Genomic DNA, 14113 nt, shown 5'->3' with positions numbered 1-14113 from the left:
CACGCCATGTCCATACGATGAACGGACTCCTCTGGGCGATTTTCGTCGTTATCGCGGCGCTGACGGTGCTCGTTGGTGTTCTCACGCTCTCGCTGTCGGTGTTTCTGTTCTGGGTAGATAACAGGCGGACGGCTGCTCGCAAGGAGATTGCACCAGCGATACTGGCGCGTCTCGACCAGGGTGACCCGGAGTGGGATGACTGGTATCGCGAGCTGTCACCGATTGAGCGCTTCGTCGCGCGAGAGGTAGTCGCGAGCTACCTGCGCCGTGTTCGTGGACGTGAACGGGCACAACTCGTTCGGTTTGCGGAGGACATCGGACTCGTTGATCACGCGCGTTCGCTGCTCGCAAACCCGCTGCTGTTCAATCGGCTTCGCGGACTCGTTTGGCTCTCGCTGCTGGAGCGCCCCGTGTCGATCGAGCGATTGCGAGCGACGAGTACGTCGCATCCTGAAACACGGGCGGCAGCGGCGCGATTGCTCGCCGTCAGCGACGTGCCGGAGGCGAGTCAGAACGGGACGGCGTTGCTCTGCTGGTCGGGGGAGGACCGGCTGTCGACGTTCGGACTGGATACCCTCTATCAGCTCAACAACACAGACGCGACGCCGCTGTTGACGCTGACTGCCACGGACGGCGTCTGGTGGGATGAAGGACTGTTGGTGCAGGCACTGGTGACGCTTGGCTACTGTCAGTCGACACAGGAGCTTGTACAGTTTGAGTGGCTCTTGCCGTTGCTCAAGCACGACTCGCCTCGTGTTCGGGCGGCGACGCTGATCGCGCTCGGCCAGCACGGGTGGCGCTGGGAACTCCGCGACCGAATCGACATCGAACAGGCACTCACCGACCCGGAGCCACAGGTGCGAACGGCGGCATACGACCTGCTCAGTCGCTGGGGCGATTCGAAGTCGATCGACTGGCTTCAGTACGGCGTCGCGTCGGATCCAGACGAGCGCTCGCGGCTCGCCGCTGCGCGTCTTCTGGATCGGTCCGGAGCGTCACTGCCTGAAGTCGCCAACGAGGACGTTGTCCAAACGATCGACTGGGTCCGCGCCGAACACGCCGCACCGCGACGGGTGACGACCGGATGGACGTAGCGATCGAAGCCATTGCCTGGCTCATTAGCTGGTTCTTCCTCGCGTACTTCGCGTTGGTCAACGGCAGCTACTTGTTCGTCCACCTGGTCTCGATCGTCACTCTCCAGCGCGGTGTTCGCGACTGGCTGCTCGAACCCGTGTATCAGCCCTACAATTCGCCGTTTTTGCCGGGCATCGCGATTATCGTTCCGGCGTACAACGAGGCCGTTACCATCGTCGACACCGTCCAGTCGCTGCTCAATCTCGAGTATAGCAACCACGAAATCGTCGTCGTTAACGATGGCTCGCGAGACGAGACACTCGAGCGCCTCGTCTCGACGTTCGACCTCGAACCTGTGGGTGAGGACGTCCCGTTCGATCTGCCCTGTGAGACGGTTCACGAGGTCTACCAATCCTCACGCGTCGATCTCGTCGTTATCGACAAGGACAACGGTGGGAAGGCAGACGCGCTCAACGCGGGCGTGTTCTTCACGGACCAGCCGCTGTTCTGTGCAATCGACGCGGATAGCATTATCGAGCGAAACGCCCTTCTCGAGGTCGTCCAGCCGTTCCTGCGTAATCCCGAGCAAATGATTGCCTCCGGCGGTGCAGTTCGGGTCGCAAACGGCTGTTCGATTACCCGCGGCGAAATCACCGATATCGGACTCTCGCGAAGCCATCTCGCGAACCTCCAGACTGTCGAGTACCTCCGTGCGTTCCTTTCCGGGCGAATTGGGCTGAGCGGCCTCGGTAGCTTGCTCATCATCTCCGGCGCGTTCGGCCTGTTCAGGACGAGTACAGTCCGCGAGGTCGGCGGCTACTCGACGGAGACGATCACCGAGGACATGGAACTGATCGTCAGGCTCCAGAAGCATATTTCGGACGAAAAGCACCGAATTACGTTCGTCCCGTATCCGGTTGTCTGGACGGAGGTGCCCGAGCGGCGGGCTGTCCTCGCCCGCCAGCGCGGTCGCTGGTTCAAAGGCATGCTCGAGACGCTCTGGGTACACCGGCGGATGATCGGCAATCCGAAGTATGGGATGGTCGGCCTGTTCGCGCTGCCTTTTTTCCTCTTCGTGGAGGCGCTTGGCCCGCTCATCGAGGGACTGGGCTATATCATCGTCCCGGCCGCCTTTCTCCTCGGCTACCTGAACGTGCCCTTCTTCGTCGTCTTCCTCGGCGTCGCGGTCGGGGTCGGGACGCTTCTCTCGTGGCTCTCCGTGCTCAACGAGGTCGTGAGCTTCCGCCGATACAGGAATCCGAGAGACATCGCACTCTTGCTGCTCTATGGCCTCCTCGAACACGTGCCGTTCCGTCAGTGGAAGTCGTTCGTCACCTGGGTCGCATTCGTCCAGTATCTCCGTGGCGAGACGAGCTGGGGTGAGATGTCCCGACTCGGTTTTGACCGCTGAGCCGGACGACGGTGCAGTACGGAAACGGAAACGGAGACCGGGACGGTGTACACTTTTGCCCCTCAGTCCCCAACACAGAGACGTGCAAGAGTTCGAGCGAAAGCAACTGCTCGAGCGCGTCGAGCGCGAGGGTGCAACCGTCGGCGCGGACATCCCCGAGACGATCACGGTGCAAGGCGAGGAAATCGACCTTCGCACCTTCGTCTTCGAGATCAAACGCCGCGAGACGGTGCCCCCAGGCGAGCGCGACCGCGTCGAGCAGGCGAAACGAAACCTCAGACGAGAGCGCGTCGAGCGTCTCGAGCGGATCGAGGAGGGTGACATCTCCCGTACGGAGGGCGAGGAACTCGCCCAGAGTATCATCGGGATCGACCGCGCGCTGAACGCGCTCGAGAACCTCGGTCCAACAGACCTAGAGCGCGAACAGCAGGCCAAGCAGGCTGCCGACACCAAACGCTGGATGTCGTTCCTCAAGCAAGCACTCGGCCACGACGATGACCAGAGCGCGCGGCGGGGGCGGTGATCACGGTGGCGACCAATGCCGAACTCGCCGGCCGCTTTGAGGAGTTCGCCGACTTGCTCGAAGCCGACGACGTAGAGTACAAACCCCGGGCGTATCGCCGTGCAGCCGAGAATATTCGTGCCTATCCCGTTCCGATTGGTGACCAAGTTGCAGACGGCAACGAGGAGATTCTCGACGAAATCGACGGCGTCGGTGACGCGATCTCCGCAAAGATTGTCGAGTACGTCGAGACCGGCGAGATCGAGGAACTCGAGGAACTCAAAGCCGAGCTGCCGATCGATATCGCTGACATCACCCGAATTGAGGGCGTCGGCCCCAAGACGGCCGGCAAACTGTACCGCGAACTGGGGATCGAAACGCTGGACGAACTCGAGGATGCCGCTGAGGCCAGCGAGATCCAGGGTGTCAAGGGCTTCGGCCCGAAGACGGAAGAAAACATCCGCGACAACATCGAATTCGCACGCGAAGTCGGCCAGCGTCAGTTGCTCGGCGAGGGCCGGCCGCTCGCCGACGACGTACTCGCCTTTCTCGAGTCGCTCGAGGGAGTCGAGCGTTGCGAGGTGGCGGGCTCAATCCGGCGCTGGCGTGAGACCATCGGTGACGTGGACGTACTCGTCGCGACGAACGAGAACGAGACGGTGATCGAGCAGTTCGTCGGCTGGAACTCCGTCGACAGCGAAATCGAGTCCGGGCCGGCAAAGGCAAGCGTGCGCATCGGCGAGAGTCGCGTCGACCTCCGTGTGGTCGTCCCAGACGAGTTCGGCTCCGCACTGCAGTACTTTACGGGAAGCAAGGACCACAACGTCCGACTCCGCAACTACGCCATCGACCGCGGCCTGAAGGTCAACGAGTATGGCGTCTTCGACGTCAGCGACCTCGATGAGGGGGACGAGGGCCAACGCGTCGGCGAGCGTATTGCCGGCGAGACCGAGGACGGGATGTACAACGCACTCGGACTGCCGTGGATTCCACCGGAACTACGAACGGACCGCGGCGAGATTGCGGCCGCCGAGACCAACGACCTTCCAGATCTACTCACACGCGAGGATATCCGCGGCGACTTTCACAGCCACACCGAGTGGTCCGACGGCAACACCGCAATCGAGGCGATGGTGGCGGCGGCGGAGAATCAGGGCTACGACTACTTCGGAATTGCCGACCACGCCGAGGGTCCCGGCATCGTCGGCGGCATGGGGCTCTCGGACGCTGAAATTCTGAAGCAGGTCGAAGAAATTCGCACGGTCGACGACGAGAGCGAGCTCACCGTCTTCGCCGGTATCGAGGCAAACGTCGACGCCGAAGGAGAGATCGACCTCTCCGAGGAGGTCATCGACGCGCTCGACATCATCGTCGCCTCGACCCACAGCGCGCTCGACCAGGATGCCGAGCGGGCGACCGCCCGGCTCATCACCGCCGTCGAAAACCCTGCTATCGACATCCTCGGTCACCCCAGCGGGCGCATGCTGAACGAACGCTCCGGCCTCGACTTCGACGCGAGCGCACTCGGTGCGGCCGCCGCCGAGCACGACACTGCACTCGAGGTCAACGCCAATCCGCGCCGGCTCGACCTCTGGGGGAGCGCCGTCCAAGCCGCCATCGACGAGGGCGCGGTGATCGCCGTCAACACGGACTCCCATCAGCCATCGACACTCGAGTACATGCGCTGGGGCGTCCACACAGCGCGCCGAGGGTGGGCCGAGCCCGCGGATGTGATCAACACGTGGGAGCTCGCGGAGTTGCAGGCGTTTCTGCACTGAGTGGGCTTGACCTATGCGATTCCTCCTCGACACCATGTGTGGCGGGCTCGTCGCCTACCTTCGGATGTGTGACTACGATACCGTCTACGCGGGTGACCGCGAGCCGGTACTCGAGTCCGACGACGATCTGCTCGCTGTCGCGGCAGCCGAGGATCGCACGCTCGTCACGCGAGATACCGAACTCGCAGCCCGTGCTGACGATGTGATTCTGCTGACGGCACTTGAGGTGGAGGAACAACTGGGGGAACTCAGCGAGGCGGGTGTGGCATTCGAACTCGCAGCTGAGCCGTCGTACTGCGGGCGATGCAATGGGGTACTCGAACGCGTCGATCCGTCGGCGGAGACGCCCGAATATGCGCCGGATCCAGCCGAGGACTCAGTCGACGACACTGGTGACAAAGACGCGGATACCGAGGTGATGGCTGTCTGGCGCTGTCAGTCGTGCGGACAATACTTCTGGCGCGGCAGTCACTGGGATCGCGTCGAGCGGACACTGAGCGAGTACTGACGGTCAGAGCAGTTCCGGTTACACTCGCCGAATCGATATCGTCGTGCGTAAACGGTCCGTAAAACCAGTCTGGTATTAGAATCCCATCTGGACGAATACAATAGCGAACACGACTAGGCCGAAAAGAGCGGTGAGTAGCAGCCAGACGGCAACGATGAGTCCTGCCTGGCGGCCCGTCAACTCTTGTCCATCCAAGACATCGAGCCATTCCATAAGCGTCTCTTTGAGGCCCATATATGTGTAAAACCATCTCGGGTCCTCTTAATTGTAACCCTGGCCCCTGGTACTGTGTCCGGTATGGATCTGCTGTCCTTGTGGCGTGGTGTCGCCACTGGTCCGTCTGGTTTGACTGTCGCCCGTCCGCCGCGAGAACTGTAGTCCGCGACGGACAAACCGCCACCCAAGTTCTTTGAATCCACGGTCCGTTCCGCTCAGTACACCGCCGCGTCGTCGAACCGTCCATTGTAGGCGATGTGATCCGGATGCGTTGGTTCCGTCCCCGAGAGAAACAGCCGCTCCGCCTTCTTCCACGTGTTCTCGTATCCAAGGTGAAGCAACTCAGCCGCCGTCGTCTGCCACTGGTCGAGTCCGTTCGAGCGGACAATCTGATGTGGAGCGTCGTCCTCGAGTGCCGCACAGAGATCCGCCTCGGACTCAATCACCGTCTCGAACGCCGTGTGGGCTACACCCACCGAACTCGACAGGTGCGCATACGACGACGTGAACGGTGGTAACTCGAGTTCGTTTGCCAGTCGCTGCGCTCGTCGGTTATGCAGCGGCAGATGTTTCGGGTTGAAAATCTCGATCGCGTCGATCGTCTCGCGGTACTGGCAGAGGTCGGCGGGCGAGAGACTCACGTTCAGAAAGCCAGGGTGCGGGGCGAGCACCGTCGAACCCTGCCGGTCCAACTCCGCCATCGCGGCCTCGAGTGTGATGAAGTCCGGCACCGGCTCCTCGAGTCCGATCGCGAGCACGTGCTTGCGGTTGGACCAGGGACCGGTGAACACCTCGCGACCGGGGACGACCAGCAGGTCGTCGGTCGTGTACTGTGTGGCCATGTCTTGAATCTCCGGCAGTCGTCGGAAGTGCGGTGCGTAGACGATCACGTCGAGTCCTGCCTGCGTGGCGCGCTCGACGACGGTTTCGTCGAGTACCTTCACGTGACAGTCGACTCGGGACAACACGCCGTCGCTCACGTCGCCTCGTTTCACGACCGAAGAGTTATGAATTCTGATTCGCCACGGATCCAGCTACCGGGGTCGAACTCATCTCCTCGGTCACATGTACTACGAAAAGACCATTAGGACGGCCCGTCCAGTTCGACGCGAAGACGAATGGGAACGGGACTAGCCTGGGAATGTGAAATCGACGGCTGTGGCGAAATCTTCGCCGATATCGAGTCGGCTGTCACCCATCAGGCGACAGCGCACGCCCATCTCGAGTGTGAAATCTGTGACGCACTCGTTCCCGATGGGTATCTCGCGATCCGCCACACGTTCACCGAACACAGCCGTGCGGAGTACGTCCGTGCCTACGGCGCGAACTCAGCGGATGTGCGCGAGCGCGAGGAGTTACTTGAAGCGGTTGCGGATGTGGCTGATCCGGAGTCGCTCGGCTCCGAAGTCGAGACGTAATCACAATTCACAGATCGGAACGAACTAACTGAGAGAGACTGAGACTCCGTCTCACTCGCTCGCCAGCGCGCTATCGCTCGTCGGAGTCGAGCACGCGGATCTGGTCGCCGCGGACCGTCACCGGAATCGGGACCGTCGCCTCGTAGAGTTCGACCGTCACCTGATCCTTGCCTTCGTCGATGCGCTGGACCTGCGCCTTCTCGCCCTTGAACGGGCCAGCGATGAGTTCGACGATGTCGCCCTCTGCAATACCCTCGACGTCTGGCTTTGGCGAGAGGAAGTGCTCGACTTCCGAGATGTCGGACTCGCCGGGGACGATGCTACGCGCGTGGGGGATGTCCTCGAGGACGCGGTTCAGGACGGCAGAGCCATCGGCTTCGACCATCACGTAGGAGGTCAGCGAGTCAGGCGCGAGCGCAGCGTGAATCTCGGGTTCCTCGCGGTTGATGATCATCTCTGCAACGGTGCGCTCTTGGCTCGCCGTCGTTTTGACAGCGAAGATGCCCATTAGACACCACCACTACCAGTCAGCAACAGCATGATACCGCCGATGATGAAGCCGAGGAAACCGACCAGTAAGATGCCTGCACCGGCGATCTTCGACACCTGAAGGAACTCCTGGGTGGTGGGTGTCGTCGCCATTTTCAACACCCGTACGTACGAGGTGAGATCGTAGGGAACGTCCATATTTGTCTGTTCACAACGCGGGGACTTTTATCTGTCTTTCGTGTTTTCCGAGGGATCGAACTCGGTTGAACCCGTGTGTACTCGAGTATCGACCCCAACAACACCCCTTCGACGTTGCACTCGACGGCCGGTCGTCCAAACGGCTCGCGGCTAAAGTCGCAGTATGGCCGAAGACAACACCGATCGAGCGAACGAGTACGAATCAGAGCGCAAGGCGGAGATTGAAGACGAACTCGAACGCATCGACCGCGATCCAGACGAGATTAACGAGGGGAGTACCGACGTTGGCTCCCAGAGTGCACCGAGGCGAGACGAGCGGAGCAAGCAGGACGGACAGGAAGCCGAGGAGCCAGACGAACTCGAGGAGGAGGCTGAAGAGTAGCGAGGTGACTGCTTCTTGACGGCCCGTCCGCTTCGTGGGCAGTAGCCGTCTCAATCGATCTCAGGAATGACTTCCTCCTCGTAGAACTCGATGAACTCGGTCTGATTCGAGCCGATCTGGTGGATCGTAATGTGATCGAAGCCGGCGTCGACGTATTCCTGGATCGTTTCGATGTGCGCGTCGGGAGCTGGCCCACAGACGACTAGCTCTGCGATGTCGTCCTCGGAGACGTCCTCGGTCGCCTGCTGGAAGTGTGCAGGCGTCGCGAGTTCCCAGAGTAGTTCGCCGGGAAGCGCCGCTTGCGGCCAGATTTTGTGGGCGGTTTCGATCGCTTCCTGCTCGTCTTCGGCGTAGCAGACGTCGACCTCGGCGTACCGTGGCTGATCCTCGCCGCCGCCGGCTTCAAATGCTTCGACGAGTTCTTCGTCCGGCGCGACAGCTACGAGTCCGTCGCCGATCTCGCCCGCTGCGCGTGCCGTTTTCGGACCGTCGGCAGCGATCGGAATCGGCGGCAGTTTGTCGGGCAGTGTGTAGAGGCGAGCGTTTTCGACGGTGTAGTACTCGCCGCGATAGCTCGTCGTTTCGCCCTCCCAGAGCGTCCGGATGAGGTCGACGGCTTCGCGCAACATCTCGAGTCGGATCGCGTGTGGCGGCCAGCGGTCGCCGAAGACGTGTTCGCTCAAGTTCTCGCCGGTGCCGAGGCCGAGGAAGAATTGGCCGGGAAGCTGGACGCCCGTCGTCGCGGCTGCCTGTGCGATGAGTCCGGGGTGATACCGGATGATCGGGCAGGTGATTGACGTACCGAGGCGGAGGTTGTCGGTCGCCTGCGCGATTGCGCCGATGACGTTCCAGACGAACGGACTCTCGCCCTGCGTCGAGGTCCAGGGGTGAAAGTGGTCCGAGATCATCGCGAACTCGAACGCGGACTGGTCGGCCAGGGTGGCGTACTGGGTGAGGTCGGTCGGGCCGTGCTCCTCGCAGATGAGTTTGTAGCCGAGTTGGGTCATGGGTGATGTGACGGGCTGTCGGTTCTGGTGCTGGTCGTCTCGTCTTCCTGTTAGTCGTGTGTCGCTGTCGCTATGGGAGGTCGACATCCGGCCGTTCCTCGAGTGCCAACGCGACCTGCTGGGACTCGCCCTCGCGGACGACCTCGAGTTCGACCGTCTCGCCGGGCGAGGTCTCGAGTGCCAGGACGGAGGTGAGACGGGCCTCGTTCGGGATGTCTTCGTCACCGATCGAGACGATCACGTCGCCACCGGTCGGGACGGGGTCGCTGTCGATCATCGTCTCACCGTCGATCGGCTCGAGGACGCCATCTGCCGGTGAGTCGGGGACAACCTCTGAGACGAGGACGCCGCGGGCTTCCTCGAGGTCGTTGGCGGCGGCGACCTGGGGACCAACGGGCGAGACGCCGATTCCCATGTACGAATGTTCGTACTCGCCGTCTTCGATGAGCGCCGGGATGACGCGGTCTGCGAGCTGGGCGGCGATTGCGAAGCCGATGGTCTGGCCGGCACCGGCGAAGACGACGCCGAGGACATCGCCGTCGAGTGAGACGAGCGGACCGCCGCTGTTGCCCGGATTGACCGGCGCGTCGGTCTGGATCGCGGCTGGAATGGCAAAGCCCGTCGGACTCGGGAGCTGGCGGTCGACGCCGCTAACGATTCCCTGGGAGAGGGAGGCGTCGAGTCCGAGCGGGTTCCCGAGGACGACGACCTCCTGGCCGATTACCGGGTCGTCCGCTGCGAACGACAGCCCGTCGGTGATCTCTGGAAGGTCGTCGACAGCGATCGCTGCGAGGTCGCTGTGGCTGTCAGTGCCGACCACCTCGCCCTCTCGCCACTCCTCGTCGCGAAACTGGAGTTCGACGTCGTTGGCGTCGCCGACGACGTGGGCGTTGGTGACGACATGGTCGCCGACGACGAAGCCGGAGCCGATGCCGCCAGGGTCGCCGAACGGATCGTCGGAACCGAGCACGTTCACCAGCACCACGTCGTCGATAATGTCGTCGTAGACGTCTGCATAGGGCCCGCCAGCATCGAACGGGTCGTCTCCGTTTTCGTCGTTTTCGTCGTTTTCGTCGTTTTCGTTTCCGTCGTCCTGCATTCCTCGAGCGCCGCCGGTTCCGATACCTGCGCTTGCGCCGACCCCGGCGACCGCGATACCGGTGCCTGCGCGAAGAAGTCGTCGCCGTGAGAGTGTGTGCTGTCGTTGCCGTCCCATCGTAGACGTTCCTCCTCGACGAGGGCCATAAAACGACGCCCAGCACGCCATTGTTCCACGACACCGGTCATACGACGAGGTCGTGTAGGCACTCCCTATTTGCCACACCCGGCCGCTGCTGGCCGACACTTATTCTCGCACGCGGTAGACAACGTAACGAGTTACGGAGATTCCGTGTGTGCATTGCCCCATCCAACCGCCGCTCGCTCAGCGAGGTCACAACGGACGCGGACGCAACCCATGTCTTCCACAGTCCGCTCGCAGTCTGCTCATGCTCACAGCCCAGGCCCGTGCGCCGGTCCTGGCGACTGGTCCGATCACCGCGCGACCGGTCCGATCACCGCGTGACACACAACGATGGAACACGACTATCCACCCCTTCGAGACTACGGCAGTATCGGCAACGACGACCGGTGTGCACTGGTCAGCAGATACGGCTCGATCGACTGGTGTTGTTTCCCCCACCTCGAGTCACCGAGCGTGTTCGCCCGACTGCTCGATGCGACTGACGGTGGACACTTTACCGTCTCGCCGACGGCCGACGACTTCGAATCGAGTCACCAGTACGCCGACCGAACGAACGTCCTTCAAACCACCTTCGAGACGGAATCGGGCCAGGTGACGCTGACCGACTTCATGCCCATCCAGAACGGGGATGCAGCGGAGCAACAATCTCGCAACCAGGATTCCGACGACCAGCACCGGGACCAACACCAACACCAACACCAACACCAACACCAACACCCCCAGCACGCAATCTACCGCCAACTCGAGTGCGACCGCGGTTCGATGGAATGCCAGGTCGTTTTCGAACCCCGACTCGAGTACGCCCGAGTGACGCCGGCACTCGAGACGAGTGATGGTGGCGTCACAGCGGTTCGTGGGGGTGGTTGCAGCGAACCGGGCAATGATGATGGTGTCGATGTCGATGCCGATGCCGACTGGCTCGAGCAGCGCCACCAGCCGCTACACTACGTCGGCGATGTCGATCTCGAAATTAACGAGGCGGCGGCGAAAGCGACTGGAACAGTCACGCTCGAAGCCGGCGATACCTGCTGGCTCGGGGTCCAGTACGGCGGCGAGGAGCCACCGGGATCGCCGTCGTATCAGGAGTGGCTCGACGAGACGAAGCACTACTGGCGCGAGTGGGTCGGCGATCGGGAGGGAGTCGCAGAGTCAGTCTCGGAACGGTGGCACGAGATGGTCATCCGTTCGGAACTGGTGCTGAAACTCCTGATTCACCACGAGACGGGTGCAATTCCCGCGGCTGCAACCACGTCGGTCCCGGAGAAAATCGGCTCCGAACGCACCTGGGACTACCGGTATAACTGGATTCGGGACGCGAAGTTCACCGTACAGGCGTTGCACGACACCGGCCACCGCCAGGAGGCCAGAGACTACTTCGACTGGTTCGTCGGTATCGCAACGGACCATCCCACCGAAATCCGGCCGCTGTACGGACTTCATGGCGAATACGACGACGATCTCGAAGAACGGACGCTCGATCATCTCTCTGGCTATCGCGATACTGGTCCGGTTCGGATCGGCAACGGTGCAGCATCACAGCTCCAGCTCGATGTCTACGGCACGTTCGTCCAGGCGATCTACGAAACCATTCAGTTCGACGAGGAAGCCGAACTGAGCGAGGACAGCTGGGACGCCGTCATCGAGAGCATCAATTACGTCTGTCGCAACTGGGACCAGCCGGACGCCGGCATCTGGGAATTCCGCGACGAATATCGTCACTTCCTGCACTCGAAGCTGCTATGTTGGGTCGCCCTCGACCGCGGTATCGCACTGGCCGAGGCAAACGACTTCGACGCACCGCTCGAGCACTGGAGTGAGACGCGTGATGAGGTCCGTGACGCAATCGAAACGCGTGGGTACAGCGAGGAGGCCGGCAGTTTCGTCCAGTACTTCGACAGTGACGAGGCGATCGACGCGACGGCGCTTCTGATCCCCATTTACGAGTTCCTCCCGCCGGAGGACGAGCGCGTCCAGTCGACTATCGACACCGTCCTCGAGAAGCTCGCAACCGACGACGGGCTCGTCGTGCGATTCGTCGATACCGACGTACGGGAAGACGAGGAAGAGGCCTTCCTGCTCTGTTCGTTCTGGCTCATCGACGCGCTCGTCCTCTCGAACCGACTCGAACTCGCGACGGAATACTTTGAGTCGGTACTCGAGTACGCCTCGCCGCTCGGGCTGTATTCGGAGAAGGTCGACCCCGATAGCGGCCGATTGCTCGGAAATTTCCCGCAGGCGTTCTCGCATCTGGGGTTGATCAACAGCGTGAGTTACCTCGCGCGGGCGATGGATGCGGACGGAGACGTTTCACCCGAGGATTTCCACCCGGAGAGCGTGGAGACGCTGTTCCAACGCGGGAGCGAAGACGCCGTGACAGAGTGAGTCGCTTGCGGCTGCCCCAGATATCGCTGTTGGGTTCGTTCGTGGTAACAGTCGATGTCGTCAAACGACGGGTCGCCGCTCAGTTTGTACGATGCCGATGCGGCTGACGCTTCGTTGAACGACGAAAATCAGAGATTTTCGAGCGTGACGGGGTTATGCCTCGTCGAAGAGCTCTTCGCCATCAACCATCTGTTCCGCGACGGTATCCAGGTCGAGCGTGACACCCAGTCCAGGCTTCTCGGGAATCTCGATGTAGCCGTCCTCGATCACGTCCTCCTCGACGAGATCCGACCACCACTCGAGTTCGTAGGAGTGGTACTCGACAGCGAGCGAGTTCGAGATGGCTGCGCCAACGTGGGCGCTGGCCATGGTTGCGACGGGCGAGGCGACGTTGTGCATCGCGACGGGGACGTAGTAGAGGTCTGCGAGGTCAGCGATCTTTCGGGTTTCGCGCATCCCGCCGACCTTCGGCATGTCGGGGGCGATTATGTCGACGGCCTGTTCCTCTAAGAGGCGGCGCTGGCCGTGTTTGCGGTAGACGTTCTCGCCGACGGTGATGGGTGTGGTCGTCGACTGGGTAACTTCCCGCTGCACGTCATGATTTTCCGGCGGAACAGGGTCTTCGAGCCACCAGACATCGTACTCCTCGAGTCGCTTCGCGAGGCGCTTGGCGCTGCCACCGGAGAACGTCCAGTGGCAGTCGAACGCTACGTCGGCCCGCGAGCCGACGCGGTCGGTGATGGCTTCGACGATGCTGGCTTTGTGCTCAATTTCGGGGTGCCGAAGGTGACGATTCGCCCGATCCTTCTCGTGGCCCGATGGCACGTCGAGGTCGAANCTGGCTTTGTGCTCAATTTCGGGGTGCCGAAGGTGACGATTCGCCCGATCCTTCTCGTGGCCCGATGGCACGTCGAGGTCGAATTTGAGAGCGTCGTAGCCGAGTTCTTCGACGACACGTTCTGCCTCGTCGGCACACGCAATTGGGTCAGCCTCGTCTTCGGTGTGACAATCGCAGTAGACGCGGACCTCGTCGCGGTACTTGCCGCCGAGCAGCTGGTAGGCGGGCACCTCGAGAATCTTGCCCGCGAGGTCGTGTAGCGCGACTTCGATGCCCGAAATCGCGGTGACAGTGACACCACCAATCGAGCCCTCGCCGGACATCTTCTGGACGAGGTGCTCGGTGAGACGGTCGATGTCGAGTGGGTTCTCGCCACGGAGGAAGGGAGCCATGCGCTCGATGAGTTCCGGTGCACCAGCGCCCCAGTAGGCCTCGCCGGTGCCGACGATACCCGCGTCCGTGTAGATTCGGACGAGCGTCCACGGGAAGTTGCCGTCGACCATCGTCGTCTGAATATCTGTAATTTCGACGTCGCGGCCGCCGCCGCGCTCGCGTGTCACGCCCATCGTCTCCGCCGAGAGCTCTCGCATCGTATACTCGGCGTTCGGATCGTGGAGCCGCGTGTAATCTACACCCATGGAATGAATACTTACACCTATGGTAGTAA

At 61.9% G+C, this 14113-nt stretch carries 15 protein-coding genes; 8 read left to right on the top strand and 7 right to left on the bottom strand.

Annotated features, from left to right (window positions below; genetic code table 11):
• Positions 1-17: 17 nt before the first annotated feature.
• The 5 genes from C482_RS11730 to C482_RS11710 all read left to right on the top strand — a co-directional run bounded on the left by C482_RS11730 (position 18) and on the right by C482_RS11710 (position 5273).
• Positions 18-1094: a HEAT repeat domain-containing protein gene (locus tag C482_RS11730; protein ID WP_006167842.1), complete on the top strand. Its 1077-nt coding sequence runs from the start codon at positions 18-20 to the stop codon at positions 1092-1094.
• Complete coding sequence (locus C482_RS11725; RefSeq protein WP_006167841.1) at positions 1085-2485, top strand: glycosyltransferase family 2 protein; 1401 nt, start codon at positions 1085-1087, stop codon at positions 2483-2485. The genes C482_RS11730 and C482_RS11725 overlap by 10 nt, the downstream gene beginning before the upstream one ends.
• Positions 2486-2567: 82 nt before the next feature.
• A complete protein-coding gene (locus C482_RS11720; protein WP_006167840.1) occupies positions 2568-3008 on the top strand; it encodes a DUF5788 family protein in 441 nt (146 codons plus the stop codon).
• A 5-nt stretch (positions 3009-3013) separates the two neighbouring features.
• Entirely contained in the window at positions 3014-4765 is a 1752-nt protein-coding gene (gene polX, locus C482_RS11715) for a DNA polymerase/3'-5' exonuclease PolX (RefSeq protein ID WP_006167839.1), read from the top strand.
• 13 nt (positions 4766-4778) lie between these two features.
• Positions 4779-5273: a Mut7-C RNAse domain-containing protein gene (locus C482_RS11710; protein ID WP_006167838.1), complete on the top strand. Its 495-nt coding sequence runs from the start codon at positions 4779-4781 to the stop codon at positions 5271-5273.
• 75 nt (positions 5274-5348) lie between these two features.
• Here the strand turns inward: C482_RS11710 and C482_RS21810 are convergent, their stop codons facing one another.
• Together C482_RS21810 and C482_RS11705 are read right to left on the bottom strand one after the other, a co-directional pair.
• The gene (locus C482_RS21810; RefSeq protein WP_006167837.1) at positions 5349-5507 is read right to left on the bottom strand and encodes a hypothetical protein; all 159 of its coding nucleotides are present in this window, start codon (positions 5505-5507) and stop codon (positions 5349-5351) included.
• 197 nt (positions 5508-5704) lie between these two features.
• Positions 5705-6469 carry a PHP-associated domain-containing protein gene (locus tag C482_RS11705; RefSeq protein WP_006167836.1) on the bottom strand — a complete coding sequence of 255 codons (765 nt, stop codon included), beginning with the start codon at positions 6467-6469 and terminating at the stop codon, positions 5705-5707.
• Between the two features lie 138 nt (positions 6470-6607).
• On the opposite strand from C482_RS11705, the gene C482_RS11700 reads away from it, so the two are divergent.
• Entirely contained in the window at positions 6608-6907 is a 300-nt protein-coding gene (locus C482_RS11700; protein ID WP_006167835.1) for a DUF7565 family protein, read from the top strand.
• Between the two features lie 70 nt (positions 6908-6977).
• Here C482_RS11700 and C482_RS11695 read toward each other — a convergent pair whose 3' ends face one another.
• Together C482_RS11695 and C482_RS11690 are read right to left on the bottom strand one after the other, a co-directional pair.
• Positions 6978-7415: a transcription elongation factor Spt5 gene (locus tag C482_RS11695; protein WP_006167834.1), complete on the bottom strand. Its 438-nt coding sequence runs from the start codon at positions 7413-7415 to the stop codon at positions 6978-6980.
• The gene (locus tag C482_RS11690) at positions 7415-7594 is read right to left on the bottom strand and encodes a protein translocase SEC61 complex subunit gamma (protein WP_006167833.1); all 180 of its coding nucleotides are present in this window, start codon (positions 7592-7594) and stop codon (positions 7415-7417) included. Before C482_RS11690 ends, C482_RS11695 begins: the two co-directional genes overlap by 1 nt.
• Positions 7595-7757: 163 nt before the next feature.
• Between C482_RS11690 and C482_RS11685 the strand changes: the two genes are divergently transcribed.
• The gene (locus C482_RS11685) at positions 7758-7976 is read left to right on the top strand and encodes a hypothetical protein (protein WP_006167832.1); all 219 of its coding nucleotides are present in this window, start codon (positions 7758-7760) and stop codon (positions 7974-7976) included.
• A gap of 50 nt (positions 7977-8026) precedes the next feature.
• On the opposite strand, the gene C482_RS11680 is transcribed toward C482_RS11685, so the two are convergent.
• Positions 8027-8983, bottom strand: coding sequence for a TIGR03557 family F420-dependent LLM class oxidoreductase (locus C482_RS11680; protein ID WP_006167831.1), 957 nt, complete (start codon positions 8981-8983; stop codon positions 8027-8029).
• Between the two features lie 70 nt (positions 8984-9053).
• Complete coding sequence (locus tag C482_RS11675) at positions 9054-10199, bottom strand: S1C family serine protease (protein ID WP_006167830.1); 1146 nt, start codon at positions 10197-10199, stop codon at positions 9054-9056.
• A 357-nt stretch (positions 10200-10556) separates the two neighbouring features.
• Between C482_RS11675 and C482_RS11670 the strand changes: the two genes are divergently transcribed.
• On the top strand, positions 10557-12608 hold the full coding sequence (locus C482_RS11670; RefSeq protein WP_006167829.1) for a glycoside hydrolase family 15 protein: 2052 nt from the start codon (positions 10557-10559) through the stop codon (positions 12606-12608).
• A gap of 153 nt (positions 12609-12761) precedes the next feature.
• On the opposite strand, the gene C482_RS11665 is transcribed toward C482_RS11670, so the two are convergent.
• Positions 12762-14084: a mandelate racemase/muconate lactonizing enzyme family protein gene (locus C482_RS11665; RefSeq protein WP_006167828.1), complete on the bottom strand. Its 1323-nt coding sequence runs from the start codon at positions 14082-14084 to the stop codon at positions 12762-12764.
• Positions 14085-14113 lie beyond the last annotated feature (29 nt).

Origin of the sequence: Natrialba chahannaoensis JCM 10990 (assembly GCF_000337135.1) — an archaeon.
In the GTDB taxonomy this organism is placed as follows: domain Archaea; phylum Halobacteriota; class Halobacteria; order Halobacteriales; family Natrialbaceae; genus Natrialba; species Natrialba chahannaoensis.
This window is presented reverse-complemented; position numbering and strand designations above follow the sequence as displayed.

Excerpts from the sequence above, each read along its gene's own strand:
- C482_RS11685 (WP_006167832.1), top strand. The coding sequence starts at position 7,758 with ATGGCCGAAGACAACACCGATCGAGCGAACGAGTACGAATCAGAGCGC.
- C482_RS11725 (WP_006167841.1), top strand. The coding sequence starts at position 1,085 with ATGGACGTAGCGATCGAAGCCATTGCCTGGCTCATTAGCTGGTTCTTC.
- C482_RS11710 (WP_006167838.1), top strand. The coding sequence starts at position 4,779 with ATGCGATTCCTCCTCGACACCATGTGTGGCGGGCTCGTCGCCTACCTT.
- C482_RS11695 (WP_006167834.1), bottom strand. The coding sequence starts at position 7,415 with ATGGGCATCTTCGCTGTCAAAACGACGGCGAGCCAAGAGCGCACCGTT.
- C482_RS11730 (WP_006167842.1), top strand. The coding sequence starts at position 18 with ATGAACGGACTCCTCTGGGCGATTTTCGTCGTTATCGCGGCGCTGACG.
- C482_RS11670 (WP_006167829.1), top strand. The coding sequence starts at position 10,557 with ATGGAACACGACTATCCACCCCTTCGAGACTACGGCAGTATCGGCAAC.
- C482_RS21810 (WP_006167837.1), bottom strand. The coding sequence starts at position 5,507 with ATGGGCCTCAAAGAGACGCTTATGGAATGGCTCGATGTCTTGGATGGA.
- C482_RS11675 (WP_006167830.1), bottom strand. The coding sequence starts at position 10,199 with ATGGGACGGCAACGACAGCACACACTCTCACGGCGACGACTTCTTCGC.
- C482_RS11690 (WP_006167833.1), bottom strand. The coding sequence starts at position 7,594 with ATGGACGTTCCCTACGATCTCACCTCGTACGTACGGGTGTTGAAAATG.
- C482_RS11700 (WP_006167835.1), top strand. The coding sequence starts at position 6,608 with ATGGGAACGGGACTAGCCTGGGAATGTGAAATCGACGGCTGTGGCGAA.
- C482_RS11680 (WP_006167831.1), bottom strand. The coding sequence starts at position 8,983 with ATGACCCAACTCGGCTACAAACTCATCTGCGAGGAGCACGGCCCGACC.